This is a genomic window from Azospirillum sp. HJ39, assembly GCF_041507355.1.
Lineage (GTDB): Bacteria > Pseudomonadota > Alphaproteobacteria > Azospirillales > Azospirillaceae > Azospirillum > Azospirillum thiophilum.
In genome coordinates this window covers 2750001-2768922 of the sequence record NZ_CP167911.1, presented here as the reverse complement: position 1 = coordinate 2768922, position 18922 = coordinate 2750001, and the positions used below count along the sequence as shown (strand labels likewise).

General features: G+C 69.8%; 21 protein-coding genes, 1 tRNA gene and 1 riboswitch (1 of these 23 running past the window's edge). Of the genes, 16 read left to right on the top strand and 6 right to left on the bottom strand.

Translation table 11 applies throughout. The features are described 5' to 3' along the window. Positions 1-76 precede the first annotated feature (76 nt). The 3 genes from ABMY26_RS26505 to ABMY26_RS26495 all read left to right on the top strand — a co-directional run bounded on the left by ABMY26_RS26505 (position 77) and on the right by ABMY26_RS26495 (position 3953). Positions 77-1369, top strand: a complete 1293-nt coding sequence (locus tag ABMY26_RS26505) for a YeaH/YhbH family protein (protein WP_045581066.1) — start codon at positions 77-79, stop codon at positions 1367-1369. Between the two features lie 52 nt (positions 1370-1421). Beyond that, on the top strand, positions 1422-2975 hold the full coding sequence (locus ABMY26_RS26500; protein ID WP_372397551.1) for a SpoVR family protein: 1554 nt from the start codon (positions 1422-1424) through the stop codon (positions 2973-2975). A 66-nt stretch (positions 2976-3041) separates the two neighbouring features. Continuing rightward, a complete protein-coding gene (locus tag ABMY26_RS26495) occupies positions 3042-3953 on the top strand; it encodes an FkbM family methyltransferase (protein ID WP_372397550.1) in 912 nt (303 codons plus the stop codon). Between the two features lie 12 nt (positions 3954-3965). On the opposite strand, the gene ABMY26_RS26490 is transcribed toward ABMY26_RS26495, so the two are convergent. Continuing rightward, positions 3966-4802, bottom strand: a complete 837-nt coding sequence (locus ABMY26_RS26490) for a hypothetical protein (RefSeq protein WP_372397549.1) — start codon at positions 4800-4802, stop codon at positions 3966-3968. 188 nt (positions 4803-4990) lie between these two features. Between ABMY26_RS26490 and ABMY26_RS26485 the strand changes: the two genes are divergently transcribed. The 5 genes from ABMY26_RS26485 to ABMY26_RS26465 all read left to right on the top strand — a co-directional run bounded on the left by ABMY26_RS26485 (position 4991) and on the right by ABMY26_RS26465 (position 9824). Then, entirely contained in the window at positions 4991-6112 is a 1122-nt protein-coding gene (locus tag ABMY26_RS26485; RefSeq protein WP_372397548.1) for a serine hydrolase domain-containing protein, read from the top strand. 163 nt (positions 6113-6275) lie between these two features. Then, positions 6276-8054, top strand: coding sequence for a long-chain fatty acid--CoA ligase (locus ABMY26_RS26480; protein ID WP_372397547.1), 1779 nt, complete (start codon positions 6276-6278; stop codon positions 8052-8054). Further along, complete coding sequence (locus ABMY26_RS26475; RefSeq protein ID WP_372397546.1) at positions 8051-8341, top strand: acylphosphatase; 291 nt, start codon at positions 8051-8053, stop codon at positions 8339-8341. Before ABMY26_RS26480 ends, ABMY26_RS26475 begins: the two co-directional genes overlap by 4 nt. A 78-nt stretch (positions 8342-8419) precedes the next feature. Beyond that, positions 8420-9286 carry a hypothetical protein gene (locus tag ABMY26_RS26470; protein WP_372397545.1) on the top strand — a complete coding sequence of 289 codons (867 nt, stop codon included), beginning with the start codon at positions 8420-8422 and terminating at the stop codon, positions 9284-9286. Continuing rightward, on the top strand, positions 9273-9824 hold the full coding sequence (locus tag ABMY26_RS26465) for a hypothetical protein (RefSeq protein ID WP_372397544.1): 552 nt from the start codon (positions 9273-9275) through the stop codon (positions 9822-9824). The genes ABMY26_RS26470 and ABMY26_RS26465 overlap by 14 nt, the downstream gene beginning before the upstream one ends. A gap of 10 nt (positions 9825-9834) precedes the next feature. On the opposite strand, the gene lipB is transcribed toward ABMY26_RS26465, so the two are convergent. Beyond that, the gene (lipB, locus tag ABMY26_RS26460; RefSeq protein ID WP_372397543.1) at positions 9835-10587 is read right to left on the bottom strand and encodes a lipoyl(octanoyl) transferase LipB; all 753 of its coding nucleotides are present in this window, start codon (positions 10585-10587) and stop codon (positions 9835-9837) included. Positions 10588-10761: 174 nt separating this feature from the next. Here lipB and ABMY26_RS26455 point away from each other — a divergent pair. Continuing rightward, a tRNA-Leu gene (locus tag ABMY26_RS26455) sits at positions 10762-10846 on the top strand. 117 nt (positions 10847-10963) lie between these two features. On the opposite strand, the gene ABMY26_RS26450 is transcribed toward ABMY26_RS26455, so the two are convergent. After that, positions 10964-11266 carry an STAS domain-containing protein gene (locus ABMY26_RS26450; RefSeq protein ID WP_372397542.1) on the bottom strand — a complete coding sequence of 101 codons (303 nt, stop codon included), beginning with the start codon at positions 11264-11266 and terminating at the stop codon, positions 10964-10966. Positions 11267-11486: 220 nt separating this feature from the next. After that, a riboswitch (TPP riboswitch) is annotated at positions 11487-11586 on the top strand. Here ABMY26_RS26450 and thiO point away from each other — a divergent pair. The 5 genes from thiO to ABMY26_RS26425 all read left to right on the top strand — a co-directional run bounded on the left by thiO (position 11578) and on the right by ABMY26_RS26425 (position 14873). Next, complete coding sequence (thiO, locus tag ABMY26_RS26445; protein ID WP_372397541.1) at positions 11578-12759, top strand: glycine oxidase ThiO; 1182 nt, start codon at positions 11578-11580, stop codon at positions 12757-12759. Its footprint overlaps the riboswitch before it by 9 nt. After that, positions 12756-12965: a sulfur carrier protein ThiS gene (gene thiS, locus ABMY26_RS26440; RefSeq protein ID WP_372397540.1), complete on the top strand. Its 210-nt coding sequence runs from the start codon at positions 12756-12758 to the stop codon at positions 12963-12965. The genes thiO and thiS overlap by 4 nt, the downstream gene beginning before the upstream one ends. Positions 12966-13040: 75 nt before the next feature. Further along, on the top strand, positions 13041-13841 hold the full coding sequence (locus tag ABMY26_RS26435) for a thiazole synthase (protein ID WP_372397539.1): 801 nt from the start codon (positions 13041-13043) through the stop codon (positions 13839-13841). A 100-nt stretch (positions 13842-13941) separates the two neighbouring features. Next, positions 13942-14385, top strand: coding sequence for a PaaI family thioesterase (locus ABMY26_RS26430; protein ID WP_372397538.1), 444 nt, complete (start codon positions 13942-13944; stop codon positions 14383-14385). A gap of 29 nt (positions 14386-14414) precedes the next feature. Beyond that, positions 14415-14873 (top strand): hypothetical protein, encoded by a 459-nt coding sequence (locus tag ABMY26_RS26425; RefSeq protein WP_372397537.1) that lies wholly within the window; start codon positions 14415-14417, stop codon positions 14871-14873. A 52-nt stretch (positions 14874-14925) separates the two neighbouring features. Here the strand turns inward: ABMY26_RS26425 and ABMY26_RS26420 are convergent, their stop codons facing one another. From ABMY26_RS26420 to ABMY26_RS26410, 3 genes are all read right to left on the bottom strand, one after another. Continuing rightward, positions 14926-17112, bottom strand: a complete 2187-nt coding sequence (locus tag ABMY26_RS26420; RefSeq protein ID WP_372397536.1) for a hypothetical protein — start codon at positions 17110-17112, stop codon at positions 14926-14928. A gap of 104 nt (positions 17113-17216) precedes the next feature. After that, positions 17217-17450, bottom strand: a complete 234-nt coding sequence (locus tag ABMY26_RS26415) for a hypothetical protein (protein ID WP_372397535.1) — start codon at positions 17448-17450, stop codon at positions 17217-17219. 22 nt (positions 17451-17472) lie between these two features. Then, positions 17473-17658 (bottom strand): hypothetical protein, encoded by a 186-nt coding sequence (locus ABMY26_RS26410; RefSeq protein ID WP_045581050.1) that lies wholly within the window; start codon positions 17656-17658, stop codon positions 17473-17475. A 273-nt stretch (positions 17659-17931) separates the two neighbouring features. Here ABMY26_RS26410 and ABMY26_RS26405 point away from each other — a divergent pair, with 273 nt between their 5' ends. Both ABMY26_RS26405 and ABMY26_RS26400 read left to right on the top strand, forming a co-directional pair. Further along, entirely contained in the window at positions 17932-18645 is a 714-nt protein-coding gene (locus ABMY26_RS26405; protein WP_372397534.1) for a response regulator, read from the top strand. 130 nt (positions 18646-18775) lie between these two features. After that, a protein-coding gene (locus tag ABMY26_RS26400; protein WP_372397533.1) for a 2-hydroxychromene-2-carboxylate isomerase crosses the window boundary here: on the top strand, positions 18776-18922 show its 5' end (the start). The gene runs 468 nt beyond the window's last position; 147 of the gene's 615 nt are visible here — the first part of the coding sequence; its start codon is at positions 18776-18778; the stop codon falls past the right edge of the window.

Below are 18922 nucleotides of genomic sequence, written 5' to 3'. Positions count from 1 at the left end.
GGCAACCCCACTGTCATAGAATGCTGTCAGAGTTCGAAGGCCGCGTGACGAAACGGGTGGGAGGGCCAGCCCCTTGATGAACATCATCGACCGTCGCCTGAACCCGCAGGGCAAGAGCCTGGCCAACCGCCAGCGTTTCCTGCGCCGTGCCAAGGAGCAGGTGGTCAAGGCGGTCCGCGACGCCTCCGGCAAACGGGGCATCCAGGATATCGAGAACGGCGAGAAGGTGACGATCGCCGCCGGCGGGGTGCGCGAACCCTCCTTCCACCGCGCGTCCCAGGGCGGGGTGCGCGACTATGTCGTGCCCGGCAACAAGGAGTATGTGGAAGGCGACACCATCCAGCGCCCGGACGGTGGCGGCAGCGGCCGCGGCAGCGAGGGCAGCGCCGACGGCGAGGGCGAGGACGAGTTCCGCTTCGTCCTGTCGCGCGACGAGTTCCTCGATATCTTCCTGGAGGATCTGGAGCTTCCCGACCTGGTGAAGCAGAAGGTGAAGCAGTCGGAATCGCACACGCTGACGCGGGCCGGCTATTCGGTGTCGGGGTCGCCGGCGAACCTGAACCTCGTCCGCACCATGCGGAACAGCCTGTCGCGCCGCATCGCGCTGAAGCGCCCCAAGCGCGACGAGATCCTCGAGTTGCAGGAGATGCTGCGCGAGGCCGAGGAGGCCGGCGAGGATGCCGAGCAGATCCAGGCGCTGCGCGAACAGCTCGAACGCATCGTCCTGCGCTCCCGCCGCATCCCCTTCATCGACCCGATCGACGTCCGCTACAACCGCTTCGAGACGGTGCCGAAGCCGATCGCCCAGGCGGTGATGTTCTGCCTGATGGACGTGTCCGGCTCGATGACCGAGCACATGAAGGATCTGGCCAAGCGCTTCTTCATGCTGCTCTACCTGTTCCTGCGGCGGCGCTACCGCTCGGTCGACATCGTCTTCATCCGCCACACCCACGAGGCCAAGGAGGTCGACGAGGAAACCTTCTTCTACTCCACCGAGACCGGCGGCACCGTGGTCTCGACCGCGCTGGAGGAGATGCAGAAGGTGGTGCAGGAGCGCTACCCGCACAATGAATGGAACATCTACGCCGCCCAGGCGTCGGACGGCGACAACATGTCGTCGGACAACGTCAAGTCGGCGACCCTGCTGCGCGATGTCATCCTGCCGATGTGCCAGTATTTCGCCTACATCGAGGTGGCGGCGGAACACAATATGGGCTTGTCGGCGCTGGGCCGCGAAACCGAGCTGTGGCGCACCTACAAGCAGGTGCAGAGCCCGGAACGCCCGCTGGCGATGCGCCGCGTCCGCTCCCGCCGGGAGATCTTCCCGGTCTTCCGCGAGCTGTTCGCCCGCGAGAAGGCAGGGGCCTGAGGGGTCATGGAGAAATCACCGCCCCTGCGGGGGCGGCAGGGGGAGATCGAGAATGACCGCTGTGATCACCAGGCCCGACGCGCTGCTGTATGACGGCGTCGAGTGGGATTACGACAAGATCAAGCGCGTCTACGACGCCGTCGAGCATATCGCGCTGAAGGAAATGGGCCTCGACGTCTATCCCAACCAGATCGAGGTCATCACCGCCGAGCAGATGCTCGACGCCTATTCGTCCATCGGCATGCCGCTGATGTACCGGCACTGGTCCTTCGGCAAGCATTTCGCCCGCGACGAGATGATGTACCGCAAGGGCTACCGCGGCCTCGCCTACGAGATCGTCATCAACTCCAGCCCCTGCATCAGCTACATCATGGAAGAGAACACCATGACGATGCAGACGCTGGTGATCGCCCACGCCGCCTTCGGCCACAACCACTTCTTCAAGAACAACCAGCTGTTCCAGCAATGGACCGATGCCCAGGGCATCCTGGACTATCTGGAATTCGCCAAGACCTACATTCTGCATTGCGAGGAGCGCTACGGCCATGCCGCGGTCGAGCGGGTGCTGGACGCCGCCCACGCGCTGATGAGCCAGGGCGTCCACAAATACCCGAAGAAGCGGTCCGACCTGCGGACCGAGCAGCGGCGCGAGCGCGAGCGGCAGGAATACCAGGACCAGACCTTCAACGACCTGTGGCGCACCGTGCCGAAACCGGCCGCCGGCCAGCGGCCCGCCAAGTCGGTGTCGGAGCGCAAGAAGCTTCTGGGATTGCCGGAAGAGAACATTCTCTATTTCCTGGAGAAGAAGGCGCCGCGCCTAGAGCATTGGCAGCGCGAGATCCTGCGGATCGTCCGCCACATCTCCCAGTATTTCTACCCGCAGAAACAGACCAAGGTGATGAACGAGGGCTGCGCCACCTACGTCCATTACCAGATCATGACCCGCCTGCACGAGACCGGCCAGATCAGCGAGGGCGCCTTCCTGGAGTTCCTGCACTCGCACACCTCGGTGGTGTTCCAGCCGGAATTCGATGACAAGCGCTTCTCCGGCCTGAACCCCTATGCGGTGGGCTTCGCCATGATGCAGGATATCGCCCGCATCGCCGAGAAACCGACCGACGAGGACCGCCAGTGGTTCCCCGACCTCGCCGGCCGCGGCGACGGCATGGCGGCGGTGCGCGAGGCCTGGGCCAACTTCCGCGACGAGAGCTTCATCCTGCAGTATCTCAGCCCGCACCTGATGCGGAAGCTCAGGCTGTTCAGCGTGCGCGACGATGCCGAGGATCCCTATCTGCTGGTCGATCACATCCACAACGAGCGCGGCTACCGCGACATCCGCAAGAAGCTGGCCCGGCAGTACGACCTTGGCTATCTGGAGCCGGACATCCAGATCGTCGACGTCGACCTTGCCGGCGACCGCAAGCTGATCCTGCAGCACCGCGTCACCAACGGCGTGCTGCTGGACGAAAGCGACGCCAAGGCGGTGCTGCGCCACATCGCCAACCTGTGGGGCTACGAGGTGCAGCTGATCGAGGTGTCGGCGATCTCCGAGGCGATCCTGAAGGAACACGCCGTCACCGCGCCCAGCGGGATCGGGGTGGTGTGACGTATATGACCGGCTCCGCTACACTTCCGCCGGCAATGCAGCCCATGGGCAATGCAGGGGGGAGCTATGGCGGAGGATCTGTTGGGTGGAGCGGGGCCGGTCGGGTTGGTCAGGGCGCGGCATGGCCTGATGATGTACCGGCGCACCGACACTGTCGTCGGCCGGTCGCTGGACTATTATGGTGAATATTTCGAACAGGAAGTCGCGCTGTTCCGCCAGTGCGTCCGGCCCGGCGACCGGGTGATCGATGTCGGCGCCAACATCGGCGCCCACACGGTGGCGCTGGCCCGGCTGGTCGGTCCGACCGGCCGGGTTCTGGCGCTGGAGCCCATCGACGCCAACCATCGGCTGCTGTGCGGCAACCTGGCGCTGAACGGTCTGGACTGGGCGGACGGCATGCTGGGCGCCGCCGGGGCCGCCGATGGGGTCCTGCATCTTGCCGGCGTGGCGATGGAGGAGGATGGCAATTACGGCGCGCTGTCGCTCGACGCACTGCCCGGTGATCGACCGGTGCCGGTTCATCGCCTGGATGGTCTGGGCCTGGATGGTCTGGATGGGCTGGGCCGTGAAGGGGCAGGCCGTATCCGCCTGATCAAGATCGATGTCGAGGGAATGGAGGCCGAGGTCCTGGAGGGCGCGCGCGCCATGATCGCCCGCGACCGTCCGGTCCTCTATGTCGAGAATGACCGGCCGGACAGGTCGGCGGCCCTGATCCGCCTGCTGGGGGAACTGGGCTATGCCTGCTACTGGTATCTGCCCGCCTTCCACAATCCCGCCAACTTCGCCGGCCGGTCCGAGCCGATCTTCGGCCATGGGCTGATCGACGACGGGACGGAGATCCACGGGCTCGGCATGGGGATCAACCTGTTCTGCCTGCCGGCCGAGGCGGGCGCGCGCATCAGCGGCCTGCTGCCCGTCGCCGGTCCGGACGAACATCCGCTGCGTCGCGGCCACAATGGGCGCTTCATCGGCGGTTGACGGCGTCCGCGATCAGCGCTCCGGTTCGGGCTTGATGCCGGCATCCTTCATGGCATGCATCAGGTCCAGCACCACGGTGCTGATGTCGGGGAAGGACAGGGCCACCGCGTGGCGGTCGGGGTCGAGGCGGACGACATGCGCGACCTGACGGCCGCCGACGCGCTGCCCGCCCCTCTCCGGCACCTCCGGGCAGTACAGCTCGAGCCGCAGCTTGCCGCCGACAGCATGGCCGAACTCGGCAGGCGGCAAATCCACCAGCAGGCCCCGGGTCGACCAGTTGATCGTCGTGCAGCGGCGCCCCTCCGCCTCCACCACCAGCGCCGGGTCGACGTAGCGGATGGCGCGGCGGTGCTCGATGCCGTTCGGTGGCTTGGCGCCGACATCGTGCTGCTCCAGCTTGCGTTTCGCCGCCTGCTTGGTGCGGTCGTCCACCCCGTCCTTGCTGGTCATCAGCGTCGCCTGCACCCGCCGCTCGACGCCATGGCGGAACTCGTCGTCGGCGCCGAGGCGCAGGGCCTTGGCGAAATGGTCCTTGGCCAGGGTCAGCAGGGCGTTGCGCCCCTTGTCGTCGCCGCGATGGCCGCAGCGTTCGGCCTGGACCAGCAGCGAATCGACGCTGCGCTGGTAGGCGCCGCGCTGATAGGCGCGGGACAGCTCGCGGAACTCGGCGGCGCGCAGGCTGGGGAACTCGCGGGTCTTCAGCAGCCCGGCCAGCCCCTCGGCCAATGAGTCGACACGGGCGGGATCGCCGGTTTCCGCCTCCCGCCGCAAGGTCCGCAACGCTTCTTCCGCCTTGCGGATCAACTGGTCTTCCAGTTTCCGGCGCTGGTCTGCATCCATCACGGGCATGGCGCGGCCCTCCCCGCAGGGGCGATGAGACAGGATACTCCAGGCGTCCGTCGGACGACAGCGGGCAAGTATGGTTAATCGCAGACCTGAGGGCTCTCCCAGTGGGAACGAACCGGATTTCCCTTTGCCACAGGACGGCCCTTTTATCTGGGACGATTGATGGGATGGCAGTGGGGAGCGGGCAGGCGATGGGCAAGAACAAGAACGCGGCGGCTGGTGCCGGTACCGACCAGGAACTGCTGGCCGTCGCCCTGACCGGCCTGCTGGAGGAGGAGAGCGTCAGCCCGGCCACCCGGACCGCACTGGTCGCCATCGCCGGCGGCCGCGGAGCCGGCGATGGCGCGGCGGTGCGCACGCTGGTCCTGCGCCCGCGCGCGCAGCGGGGCGAGTTGCGCGGCGGGTCGGGGGCGGACGACCTGTCGGGGCGGCGGGCCCTGGTCTACAGCGTGACCAAGACCATCCTCGCCGCCGCGGTGCTGCGGCTGGCTGCGCGCGGCGTGGTCGATCTCGACGGGCCGGCCGAGCGCTGGCTGCCGGAGCTGGCCGGGCGGCCGGGCGGCGTCACCGTGGCGCAGCTGCTGGCCCACCGCGCCGGCCTGCCCGACTATGGCGGCCGGGCCGACTACCATGCCGCCGTCGCCGCCGGAAGGGAGCCCTGGAGCGGCGACGAATTCCTGGAGCGCTGCGGGGTGACCGATCGTGATGGGAAGGGACCGCCGGTCGGCGTCTTCGCCTATTCGAACATCGGCTATCTGCTGGTCGGCCGGCTGCTGGAGCGGGCCGGCGGCGCCCCGTTGGCGGAGGTGCTGGCGCGCGAGGTCTTCTCTCCGCTCGGCCTCGCCAGCGCGGCGCTGCTGCGCACCCGCGCCGACCTCGACGGGCTGTTCTTCGGCCCGAGCCCGGCCTTCGGCGATGTGCCGGTGGCCACGGCCTATCATCCCGGCTGGGTGGCGCACGGGGTGGCGGCGATGACCGCGGCGGACGCCTGCCGCTTCATGCATGGCCTGACGGAGGAGTATCTGCCGGGCCTGCTGCTGCGGCGGATGCGCGACGGGCTGCCGGTCGGCGGGCCGATGGGTGGGCGGCCCTGGGTCGAGCCGTCCTACGGGCTGGGGACGATGGTGGAGCTCGACCCGGCGGCCGGCCCCTACTGGGGCCACACCGGCGGCGGGCCGGGGGTGACGCCGGCCGCCTACCACACGCCGGGGCCGGTCCCGGTCTCCGTCGCCGTGTTCCTGGATGGCGAGGACGGGGCGCTCGCCGAATGGATGGCGGTGGAGGTGCTGCACCGCCTGCGCCGGCCGCGCTGACCCGGAGCCTCCGCCCGCTTCTTGTCCATCCCCCGCGCATTCCCATCTCCAGTCACAGGGGACGATCCGCCGCTCCCCAGGGTTGGGGATCGGGCGTAGGATCGTCGCAGATGCCGGGAGAAACCGGCATCGGGAAGAACAGGACGCTGGGGAGGACACGCACATGGCAGAAGCCGTCCGCACACTGCCCGATCATCCATGGCTGGCGTCGTACCCGCCGACGGTCGACTGGGCGATGCCGATTCCGGTCAGGCCGCTGACCGAGCTGCTGGACGGGGCGGCGGCCCGCCACGGCGACAGGCCCTGCCTGAACTTCCTGGGCAAGCGCACCAGCTATCGCGAGCTGGGCCGGCTGGTGGACCGCGCCGCGCGCGGCTTCCAGGCGATCGGGGTGGGGAAGGGGACGCGGGTCGGGCTGTTCCTGCCCAACACCCCCTATTACGTCATCGCCTTCTTCGGCATTCTGAAGGCCGGCGGCGTGGTGGTGAACTTCAACCCGCTCTACGCCGAACGTGAGCTGGTCCACCAGATCGGGGACAGCGACATCGAGCTGATGGTCACGCTGGACCTGAAGCTGCTCTACGGCAAGATGGCGCGGATGCTGGATGAGACCGGGCTGAAGCGGCTGGTCGTCTGCCGCATGGCCGACATCCTGCCCTTCCCCAAGAACTGGCTTTTCCCCATCGCCAAGCGGGCGGAGATCGCGGCGATCCCGCGCGACGACCGCCATATTCCCTTCGCCCGGCTGATCGACAATGACGGCCGGCCGGCCCCGGTCGCCATCGACCCGCGGGACGACGTGGCGGTGCTGCAGTACACCGGCGGCACCACCGGCGTGCCCAAGGGTGCCATGCTGACCCATGCCAACCTCTACGCCAACACCGTCCAGTGCGCGACCTGGTACGCGGCCAAGGAACGCAAGCCCGGCGAAGGCACCGATGACGGACAGGAGCGCATGCTGGGCGTGCTGCCGCTGTTCCACGTCTTCGCCATGACCGCGGTGATGAATTTCGGCCTGCATCTGGGGGCGGAGATCGTGCTGCTGCCGCGCTTCGAGCTGGAGCAGGTGATGCGCACATTGGAGACGGAGCGGATCACCCTGTTCCCCGCCGTGCCGACCATTTACACCGCGATCAACCATCACAAGCGCCTGAAGGAGTTCGACCTGTCCTCCATCCGCTTCTGCATGTCGGGCGGGGCACCGCTGCCGCTGGAGGTGAAGGAGGCGTTCGAGCGCGTCACCGGCTGCACGCTGGTCGAGGGCTACGGTTTGTCGGAATGCTCGCCGGTCGCCACCGTCAATCCGGTGGTGCAGCACAGCGAGAAGAAGGGCTCCATCGGCCTGCCGCTGCCCGGCACCGTCGTCGAGATCGTCAGCCTGGAGGAGCCGCGGCGCGTCCTGCCCCCCGGCGAGAAGGGCGAGGTCTGCATCCGCGGCCCGCAGGTGATGAAGGGATACTGGCGCCGACCGGACGAGACGGCGCAGACGCTGGTGGACGGCCGGCTGCACACCGGCGACGTCGGGGTGATGGACGAGGACGGCTACACCACCATCGTCGACCGCATCAAGGACATGATCCTGTGCAGCGGCTTCAACGTCTATCCCCGCAACGTCGAGGAGGCGATCTACCTGCATCCGGCGGTCGCCGAATGCGTGGTGGCCGGCATGCCCGACGAGTATCGCGGCCAGACGGTGAAGGCCTATGTCCGGCTTGACGAGGGCCAGAGCCTGACCGCGGGCGAACTGACCAGCTTCCTGAAGGACAAGCTGTCGCCCATCGAGATGCCCAAGGTCGTCGAATTCCGCCGGGAGCTGCCCAAGACGATGATCGGCAAACTGTCGCGCAAGGCCCTGCTGGACGAGGAGGCGGGCAAGCGCGCCGCCGCGGGCGTCGGCGGCAATCCGGCAGGCGGCAATCCGGCAGATGGCGGTGCGGCATGAGCGGAGACGGGCGCAAGGCGGTGCGGGTCCGCATCCTCGGCAGGGTGCAGGGCGTATGGTACCGCGGCTGGACCGTCGACACCGCGGGCGGGCTGGGGCTGACCGGCTGGGTGCGCAACCGCGCCGACGGCACGGTCGAGGCGCTGTTCGCCGGCCCTGCCGACGCCGTCGACCGCATGCTGGACGCCTGCCGCCGCGGTCCGCCCGCCGCCATCGTCCGCGACGTTGTGGCCGAGCCCGACCAGGATCCCGGAATGGCCGGGTTCGAGCAGCGGCCGACACTGTAGGCGCGGCATTAGCGTTCCGCTAACCATGATGGCGGCATGCTGGATGCGCGCAGCGGGGTCGAGAACTGGAGCCGGGATGTGAGCGACGTAGCGGGCATGAAGGCCATGCTTGCCGGCGTCTTCGCCAAGGCGGCGGAGGCGAAGGGCAAGGCCGCCCGCAAGCCGGCGCCGTCCACCGCCCGCAACATACCCCCGGTGCCGGGCGGCGACCCTGCCGTCCGTCTCAGCCTGGCGGCGGGGATGGTGGGCGACGCGCTGGCCGGACCGTCCGGCGGCTCCCCTGCCGGCCTTGCCGAGCAATTGGGGCCGGCGATCCAGGCGCTGGCGCGTGACCTGGGGCGTCTGCTGGCGGCCTTCGGGATGGATGCGGACGGCGTGGCCGCGGCGGAAGCCGCGCTTGCCGGGCGTTTCGGCGATGCGGAGCGCCGGGCCGCGGTGACGGCGCTGGATGGTCCTGCCGGTGACTTTGGTCCGGTGACGGCGGACGCAGGTGCCGGGGATGTGGCGGTCGAGGTGCACGGCATCGGTCTCCGCGTGGCGGCTGGCCCTGCATCGCCCTGTTTCGAGGCGGCGGCCCTGGTCCTGGCGCATGTGCCGGCCGAGGGGGGGAGCGGCGGCTTTGCCGCCGCGATCGGCGCGCTGCGCTCGGCCATCCGGCCGGGCCGGGGGCTGACGGTCGAGGCCGACGGCATTCCCGCCGACGGCCTCGGCCCTGTCATGGAGGCGCTGGCCGGGGCGATGACCGGGCCGCCGGGCGGGCTGGAGGGTACGGTGGTCCTGTCGCCGCGCAACGTCCCGGCCGCAGGGGGGCCGCTGGACCTGTCGCTCACCCTGTCCGGGCGGCTGGGCGCCGGGACAGCGGTTCCGTCCGCTCCGCCCGCCGCCCCGGCCAAGGGAAAGCCGGTCGAGCCTTTCGGGGAGCGGGGGGTCGATGTCCGGATTTGATCTGTGGCATCGGCTGGCGGCTGGGAGGCTGGCCGCCCTGATGCCGGCTCTGCTCCTGCCGGCTCTGCTCCTGCCGGTTCCGATGGCGGCCGCCCCGGCGTTGGCCGGTCCGCTGGAGCGGACCGAGCCCGGCCATATGGCGCCGCCCCAGCCGGGTGCCGACCTTCCCTTCGCGTCGCCCATCGTGCAATTCGCGCTGCCGCCGCAATGGATGACGATCCGCTCCAAGGAGGACTGGCGCAAGGCCGGCACGTTCGAGAAGGAATTGAGCAAGGACTGCGCCGCCCTGCGCTTCGGCGAGATCACGCCGATGCGGTTCCGCGCCTATTTCAACGGGCAGGTGATGGGCGTCGCCTTCGGCCACGGCCTGAACCTGCACGATCCCGGCAAGAAGGCCGATCCCAAGAAGATCTACCTGTTCCGCAACGGCGATTCCGCCGGCTGCACGGTGCAGTCTATGGACAACAAGGATCCGCGCGTCAATCCCGCCGCCGGACAGGCCGCGACGCCGGCCGGCGGCGGGTTCAAGAAATACTGACCGGAGCCGTTCAGGCGCCCGTGTCCTCGCCCTCCTCGCCCCGCATCGGGCCGCCGAACACCTCCGGCCATGCCGCGATCAGGGCGGAATCGACGTCCTCCATCGTCACCAGCTGGCCCAGCGCGACGATGGAGGTGACGCCATGCCCGGCGATGCCGCAGGGAACGATGCCGCCGAAATGGCCGAGGTCCGGCTCGACGTTCAGGGCGATGCCGTGGAAGCTGACCCAGCGCCGCACCCGCACGCCGATGGCGGCGATCTTGTCCTCCTGGCCCTTCACGCCGCCATATGGCTGCTTGTCGACCCAGATGCCGACGCGGCCATCGCGCCGCTCCCCCCTGATGGTGAAGGAGGCGAGCGTGCGGATGATCCACTCCTCCAGGTCGTGGACATAGCGGCGGATGTCGGCGCCGCGCGCCTTCAGGTCCAGCATCACATAGGCCACCCGCTGGCCCGGCCCATGGTAGGTGTACTGGCCGCCGCGCCCGGTGCGGTAGACCGGGAAGCGGTCGGCCTCCAGCAGATCCTCGTCCCGGGCGCTGGTGCCGGCGGTGTAGAGCGGCGGATGCTCCAGCAGCCACACCATTTCCGGCGCGGTGCCGGCGCGGATCGCCTCGACGCGGGCCTCCATCTCGGCGATCGCCTCGGGGTAGGGGACAGGCCGGTCGGATATGCGCCACTCGACCGGACGGAGTGCGGCTGGGCGGGCGGCGGAGGTGTCGGACTGGATCGGACTGGCGGTCAGGCTGGTCACGGAGGTCATTCGATAGGGTCTCGGCAGAAGGGGCGGATAGAAGGGTTGGGCGGAAGGGGTGAGGGGCAGTTCGTTTTTTTTCGCGGATGATGATTGTAGCGCTTGATCGCCCCTCGGGAAGCTGATATCTACCCGCTCCACCCGATGAGGCGCGCAAGCGCAGGTCGGGGCTACCAGCCTCGTGCGGTCGTGGCGGAATTGGTAGACGCGCAGCGTTGAGGTCGCTGTGGGGCAACCCGTGGAAGTTCGAGTCTTCTCGACCGCACCACTCCCATGCAGATGGGACCATCCCGGGGATACGGGAACGACGAAAGGCCCGCAGGTCGCAAGACCGAGCGGGCTTTTTCGTATCCGCGTTCCGGAGCTTCCCTTGCCTGAGCCCCCCTTACCTGAGCTCGATATAGCGCTCCAGCGTGGCGCGGCGGAGCGCGCGGACGATGTGGGGGGCTGCACCGCTGGCGACGATGTGGCCGCCGGCCTCGCGGCAGCGGTTGGCCAGGATGAACAGCATGCCGATGGCCGCGGAGTCGATGAAGGAGACGAACCGCAGGTCCAGCGGCACCACCGGCCTCGCCAGGAAGTCCCAGTCGCGCAGCATGTCGTGGAAGCGGTTGCCGTCCTCGTAGGTGCAGCGGCCGGACAGCAGGATGCCGTCGTGGTCGCCGACGGTGGCGAAGGCGTACTCCATCGTCGCTTCCGGTCCCTTTTTTCGATGATGCGGCGTGCCGGCATGGGAGCATGAAGGGTTGCGGCGGTGCAAGCCCATGCTGCGGAAGGGGCTATCCGGTTCGATCCGGGCTGGACAAACGGGAAAAGGCGCCCCTGGGTCCGTCCCGGTGTCGCCGGTCCTGCCGCAGCGGGGCCGCGATTCCGCTTGTAGGGCCAGCTGAATGTTGGCATAAGGCAAAAACATAGGCCTGGGGTGCCGTGCGGTGGTCGCACGGCTGAGAACACACCCATCGAACCTGTCTGGGTAATTCCAGCGAAGGGAGCCGCCGCATGATCGATGCGCCCGAACCACATCCGTTTTCCGTTCCCGAATCGGGAGCCCGCCCGTCCGTCGCCATCATCGGCGCCGGCTGCATCGGCCTCGCCGTTGCCTGGAGGCTGGCGTCGGCCGGCTGCCGCGTCGAGTTGTTCGAACGGGGGGAGGCCGGTCGCGGCGCCACCCATGCCGCCGGCGGCATGCTGGCCGCCTGCGTCGAGACCGAACCGGGCGAGGAGGGGCTGCTGCCGCTGACCCGCGCCTCGCAGGCGCTGTGGCCCGACTTCGCCCGCGACCTGGAGGCGGCGAGCGGCCAGCCGGTCGATCTGCGCAGCGAAGGCACCATGGTCATCGCGCTCAATGCCGACGATGCGGCGAAGGTCCGCTTCCTGCATGGCTTCCAGCGCGATCTGGGATTGCCGGTGGAATGGCTGGGCGGGGCCGAGGTGCGGCGGCGCGAGCCGTACCTGCAACCCGGCGTCGCCGGAGCGCTGTTCTGCGCCGGCGACCATCAGGTCGACAACCGCAAGGTCGCCGCCGCCTTGCGCCGCGCTGCGGAGGCCGCCGGTGCCCGCCTGCACGAACGATGCGGCGAGGTCGCGCTGGCGATGGAGGGCGGTGCCGCCGCCGGGGTGCGCGTCGCCGGAACCCTGCACCGGGCCGACCGCGTGGTGCTCGCGGCCGGCGCCTGGTCGGCCGGGGTGCCCGGCCTGCCCCCCGTTGCAAGGCCGCCGGTCCGGCCGGTGAAGGGGCAGATGGTCTGCCTGCGCATGGACCCGCGGCTGCCGCTGCTGCGCCATGTGGTGTGGACGCCCGGCACCTACCTGATCCCGCGGCTCGACGGCCGGCTGCTGATCGGCGCCACGACGGAGGAGCGCGGATTCGACGACCGCCTCACCGCGGGCGGCCAGTTCGCCCTGCTGGAGGGGGCATGGCGGGCGCTTCCGGGCATCGCCGAGCTGCCGATCGAGGAGGCCTGGGCCGGCTTCCGGCCCGGCAGCCGCGACGATGCGCCGGTCCTGGGGGAAAGCGGCATTCCCGGCCTGATCCACGCCACCGGCCACCACCGCAACGGCATCCTGCTGACCCCGGTGACCGCCGACGGCATCGCCCGGCTGGTGCTGACCGGGGAGACCGACCCGCTGCTGCGCCCGTTCGCCGCCGACCGCTTCGTCCTGGCGGGAGCCGCCGCATGAGCGCCGTCCTCCGCGTCAACGGCCGCGACGAGCCGCTCGCCGCCGCCTCGGTCGCCGACCTGCTGGCCGCCCGCGGCATCGCCGAGGGAACCCGCGGCGTCGCCGTCGCCCTCAACGGCACGGTGGTTCCCCGCCGGCAGTGGGCCGGCACGGCGCTCCGGCACGGCGACAGCCTGGAGATCGTCCGCCCGATCCAGGGCGGCTGAGCCAGGGCGACCGCCCCCCGACATCCCCCTTCCCCCGAAAAAGGGGGGAGCACCTTTGCGAAGGTCCTTACTTCCATGTCCCAAACCACGTCCGCCGATCCCCTTGCCATTGCTGGGCGCAGCTTCGGGTCGCGCCTGTTCCTGGGCACCGCCGGCTATCCGAACCAGCAGGTCATGCTCGACGCGCTGGCGGCCAGCGGCAGCGAGCTGGTCACGCTGGCGATTCGGCGCATCAGCCTGGACGGCTATTCGGAAAGCCTGGTCGACGTGCTGGCCCGCGCCACCGCCGGTCGGCCGGTCGGGCTGCTGCCCAACACCGCCGGCTGCATGACCGCCAAGGAAGCGGTGCTGACCGCGCAGCTGTCGCGCGAGGCGCTGGACACACCCTGGATCAAGCTGGAGGTGATCGGCGACCGCGAATTGCTCTATCCCGACGTGGAGGAATTGCTGCGCGCGACGGAGGAGCTGGTGAATGACGGCTTCGTCGTGCTGCCCTACTGCAACGACGACCCGGTGACCTGCCGCAAGCTGGCCGACCTGGGTGCCGCCGCGGTGATGCCGCTGGGCGCCTTCATCGGGTCGGGGCTGGGCATCCGCAACCCGCACGCCATCGAGACGATCTGCGCCCGCAGCCCGGTTCCGGTGGTGCTGGACGCCGGCATCGGCACCGCGTCGGACGCCGCCCGCGCGATGGAGCTGGGCTGTGCCGCCGTGCTGCTGAACACCGCGGTGTCGAAGGCGCGCGATCCGGTGCGGATGGCGGCGGCGATGCGCGACGCGGTGAGCGCCGGCCGCGGCGCCCATCTTGCCGGCCGCATGCCGATGCGATCCCATGCCGAACCGTCCAGCCCGCAGATGGGCCTGATCGGGGGGTGACGCCACGGGGAGAGAGGTGCGCTGCCCATTCGGCCGCTTGATCCTGCGGAGCGGCTGACGCAGGCTGTGGCGCAGCATCCCCTTGCCGGAGACCCCAGCCTTGCCCGCCACCTTCGAACCCCGTGCCGCCGACTGGAAGGCGCGCTGCCTCGCCTCGTTCGAACAGCAGCCGATCTGCAGGACGCTCGGCATCGAGTTGACGGCCATCGAGCCCGGATTCTGCGAGATGCGGCTGCCCTTCCGCGCCGACCTGACCCAGCAGCACGGCTTCTTCCATGCCGGCATGGTCAGCACGCTGGCCGACAATGCCGGCGGCTATGCCGCGCTGAGCCTGATGCCGGCCGGGGCGGAGGTGCTGGCGGTCGAGTTCAAGATCAACCTGATGTCGCCGGCCAAGGGCGAGGTGATGATCGCCCGCGCCCGCGTGGTGAAGCCGGGCCGCACCCTGGTCATCACCCAGGTCGAGATCGCGATGCTGGATGGCGGGGTGGAGAAGGACTGCGCCCTGATGCAGCAGACCACCTTCTGCGTGATGCCGAAGTGACGTTCCAACCGGTTCGAAAGGGGGTTCCCATGCAGCCCATGCAGCCGTCCCGCATCGCCGCCTGTCTGCTGGCCGTCGGCTTCGCCATGCTCGCCACCCCGGCGCTGGCCAAGGACCCGCCGTCCTGCGCCGCCATCTCCTTCCGCACGCTGCCCGCCGGCGGGCCGGATGGCGAGCAGGACGCCGGCCTCTACAAGTCGCGCTTCGGCAAGATCGAGGTGAAGGCGGACGTCAAGGGCGGCCAGGCCACCACCTATTACATGGTGCTGAACGGCAGGAAGGTGGACGGCCCGGCCACCCCGCCCAAGATGTCCGACGCCTGCCTGAAGTCCAAGCACGTCAAGCTGCCCTTCGCCAGGCAGGCCGCCGGCACCTGCACCGGCAGCCGCTTCCGAGTCGTCGTCGACCGCTCCCGCGGCAAGCCGGTGGCGGCCTTCTTCGGTCTCCAGGGCGAAGACTGGGCCTATTGCAGCGCGACGACGCTGTAGGGAGCCGGCGCGGCGGGCATCGCCCGCCACCACCGTCCCTTGCCATTGCTCCTCAGATCGCCAGTGCCTTCACCCGGTCCCGCAGGGTCTGCCGTGCCGCCTCCGCCTCGCCGCGGGCTGTCGTGAGGTCGCGGGCGAGGGCGTCCAGGCGGTTCTCGGCCTCCGCCATCTTGGCCAGTGTGCGCTTGTGCAGGTCGCTGCCGGCGGGCAGGGCCTTCAGGTTCTCGCGCAGACGGTCCTGGTCGGCGATGCGCTCCGTCCGGTCGCGCTCCAGTTCGGCGATCCGGCGTTCCTTATCGGCGACGGCGGCGCGCAGTCCGGCCAGCGCGGTCAGCGCCTGCCGCACCTCCGCCGGCAGTTCGGCGGCGGCGGCGCGGGCGGCGATCTGGTCGGCGCCCAGGTCGGTCAGGACGATGCGCTCCTGCCGCGGCCGTTCCAGCGTGGCGGTCAGCGTCACCGTCTTGCCGGCCGGCACGGCAAGCGGCAGGCGGTAGGCGGTCGCGGTTGCGTCCGGCTTGCCGTCCGTCCCACCGCCCGCCGGTTCGGCGAGGCTCCAGCCGGCGCGGCGCGGATGCTCGATCACGAGGTTGCGGCCGCCATCCGGCGCACCGGCGACGGTGTAGATGGTGCTCTGGCGGTCGATCACCGACAGCGTCAGCACCCCGTCGGCGATGGTGGCGCGCGACAGCCGCCGATCCGGCTTCTCCTCGCGGTCGACGGTCACCGCCTGATCGACGGCGAAGGACAGCAGCCGGCTGTCGCCCGCCGGCAGGGTCGCCATGCGGGCATCGCCGACATAGGCCGTGCTGGCGGTCGCAGCGGTTCCGGAGGCGCGGTCGTAGAAGGTCAGCAATCCCGGCGGCAACGCGGTGTCGCCGTCGTTGCGCAGCCGCAGCGCCGCCAGCGGGTGGCGCGCCGCGGTCGCCGGCTGGTAGAGCGCCACCCGCTCCACCGGCAGGGCCCGCGCGGCGATCGGCATCATCAGCGTGCCGCCGTTCGGCACGGTGACCGGCTGCGGGTAATGGAACAGCACCTGCGCGCCCTCGGCCGCGCCGGCTTCTGCGCTGTTCACCGCGGCGACCGCCGGCGTGCCCAGGGCCGATCCATAGGGGGCGGGCGCAGCCTTCGCCATCGGCTCGGCCATCCGTTCGGCCATCGGGGCCGGTGCGGCCATGCCAGGAGCGGGGGCGGGGTGCGACGATTCGGCACGCATCGCCGGGCGGGCGGCATCCAGCGTGACCGTGCCCTCGTCCGCGCTCGGCAGCACCCGCCCCAGCACCTCGACCGGCACCTCGGGCCGTTCGACGAAATAGGGAGTGTAGAGCGCCTGGCGCAGGGTGACCGGGTTGCCCGACACCACGGTCAGGTCGACGCCGCGCCAGTCCTCGCCGCTGAGATTCTCCAGCACCGCCCAGCCCTGCAGCGCGCCGCGCCCGTCCGGCGGCTGGCCGGTTCCCGCCGGAGCGCCGTCCGACCCCAGGCTGAGCCGGTAGGTCGCCTTCCACAGCGGCATCTCCGCGACATAGCCGACGCGCACCCGGCGCTCGCCGCCCGCCTGCCCGTTCTTCGGGGCGTGGCTCTGCACGGTCAGCCGCCTGCGCTCGCGCCGGGCATTGTCCGCCACCGCCGACAGCGCCTTGTCGATCTGCGCCTGCACCGCCGGATCGGTGAAGCGCAGCGCATCGGCCTCCTCCAGCACCAGTTGCCGCAGGCCGTCGGCGGTCATCAGCGTCACGCGGTGGCGCGTCACGGTGGCGTTGTCGCCGCCCGGCAGGCGCGCCGTCTCCTCCGTCACCGACATCAGCCGGCCGGTCAACTGGCTTGAACCGCCGACCGACACCTCGGCCCCCCGCATCGCGCTCAGCAGCGCCGCAGGGGAATAGAGGTCGCCGGCCGAGAAGGGCAACTCGCGGAAGGCGGTGTCCAGCGGTTCCGCTCCCGGAAGGCCGATGGTGCCGACGCCGCCCTTGTCGTCATAGACGACGATGCTCTTCAGCACGTCGTCGACCTGATCGCGCCGCACCTCCAGCGACAGGTCGGCATCGCCGGTCACCGTCGCCTCATATTCGAAATAGCCGACGCCGCCGGTCGACAGCAGGACCCGCGTCAGCGCCAGCCGCCCGCCGCTCCCCCCATCGGCCCCCCCATCGGCCCCCCCATCGGCGGAGCCGTTCGCCGCCCAGGCGGCCGGTGCCGCCATCAGCAGTGCGGTGGTGGCGAGAAGGATGGCGCGGGTCATGATGGGTCTCTCCGTTCCTGTTGTTCCCGAACCGCCGGCATAGGCGCGAAATCGGGCGGGAATAGGGAGACGATGTGGCGAAGGCCGGTGTGTTTATTGGCCGGTCAGGTCGTCGCCTCCAGCCAGCGCTCCATCATCGTGCGCCACAGCGGGGCAGGCATCGGCAGGGGAAGCTTTGTCGGGCAGGGCAAAGGACTGTGTGCGGCGGCGGGGGCGCAGCCGGCATGGTGGCCGCAGCGCTCCTGCACCGGACGGCGATGGCCGTCGGCGGGCAGGCGCCGCGACGGCTTGCCGCGGTGGAGCGGCGCCGGCGGCGCCAGGGCGTTGCAACCGGACATGATCGGCATCGCGCGTCGCGGCTCAGCCCGACCGGCCGACCGAGCGCGCCGAATCGAGGTGGCGTCGCGCCTCGCCCAGCAGCAGCCGGTGCTGCGCCAGCATGTCGCGGTTCGAGCCCTGCTGGCCATAGACCCGCACCTCGTTCAGCAGCCGGTCTGCGCGGTCGAGCAGGGCCAGGCGCTCCAGGCAATGATCGATGTTCGACATGGCGGTGCATTCCCCATCACGAGCGGTATCGCTTGGCGGCGGTCCGGCACCCGGGCGGGTCGCCGTCCCCTGTTCGCCCCTGTTCGATGGTCGGCATTTAAACCGCAGCGTGTTTCTGGTTAATGTCCGTGAAGGGGTAATTTCATGTCACCGGTGCCGGCTGCCATTTCAACCGGCTCATGCGGAAGCGGGAGGACCGGCGACGGTTACCGGGTTGTAACGCATTGCGCGCCGTTCGCGCGTGGGATAAGAAGATCGGGGGAGGTATCAGGCATGCACATTCTCGCGGTCGACGACGACGAGCCGATTCGGGAGCTTCTGGCGTCCTATCTGGCGGGCGAAGGCTACCGGGTCACCACGGCGCACGATACCGCATCGGCCAAGCAGGCCCTGGATGGCGAGCCGGTCGACCTCGTGGTCTGCGACCTCCGCCTGCCCGACGGCGACGGTTTGGGGCTGGTCCGCCAGATCCGCACCGAATCGCAGATCCCTGTCATCATCCTGTCCTCCAAGGACCAGGACGTCGACCGCATCGTCGGGCTGGAGCTGGGGGCGGACGATTACCTGACCAAGCCGTTCAACCCGCGCGAATTGCTGGCCCGCATCAAGGCGGTGCTGCGCCGCGTCTCCAATGACGGGCGTCCGCCGCGCAATGCGGACGAGCTGCGGGCCGTCGTGCAGTTCGCCAATTGGGAACTCGACCTCACCGCCCAACGCCTGCGCGGGCAGGAGGGGCGCGAGGTGGAGCTCACGAAGGCGGAATTCGGTCTGCTCGCCGCCTTCGTCAAGCGGCCGCAGCGGGTGCTGACCCGCGACCAGCTGCTCGATCTCACCCGGGTCGACGGGGCGGAGGTGTTCGACCGGTCCATCGACGTCCTGATCCTGCGCCTGCGCCGCAAGATCGAGGCGAACCCGAAGGAACCCCGCATCATCAAGACCGAACGCGGCGCCGGCTACGTCTTCGACGCCAAGGTCCGGACGGTCTAGCTGCGGACGGCCTGAACGCCCGGCCGTTCGGGGCAGGGTGCCTGCCCCTGGCCGCGGCCCCGGGCGCCCCCTGGACGCCTCCTTCCGCACGCGTTAACCTTTCCGAAAAACCAGTGGAGAGGAAACGCGCGTGTCCGACCCCATCGACTTCTATTTCGACTTCGCCTCGCCCTACGGCTATTTCGCCAGCCTGCGCATCGACGAACTGGCGGCGAAGCATGGCCGCTCCGTCATCTGGCACCCTGTCCTGCTCGGCGCCATCTTCAAGGTGACGGGC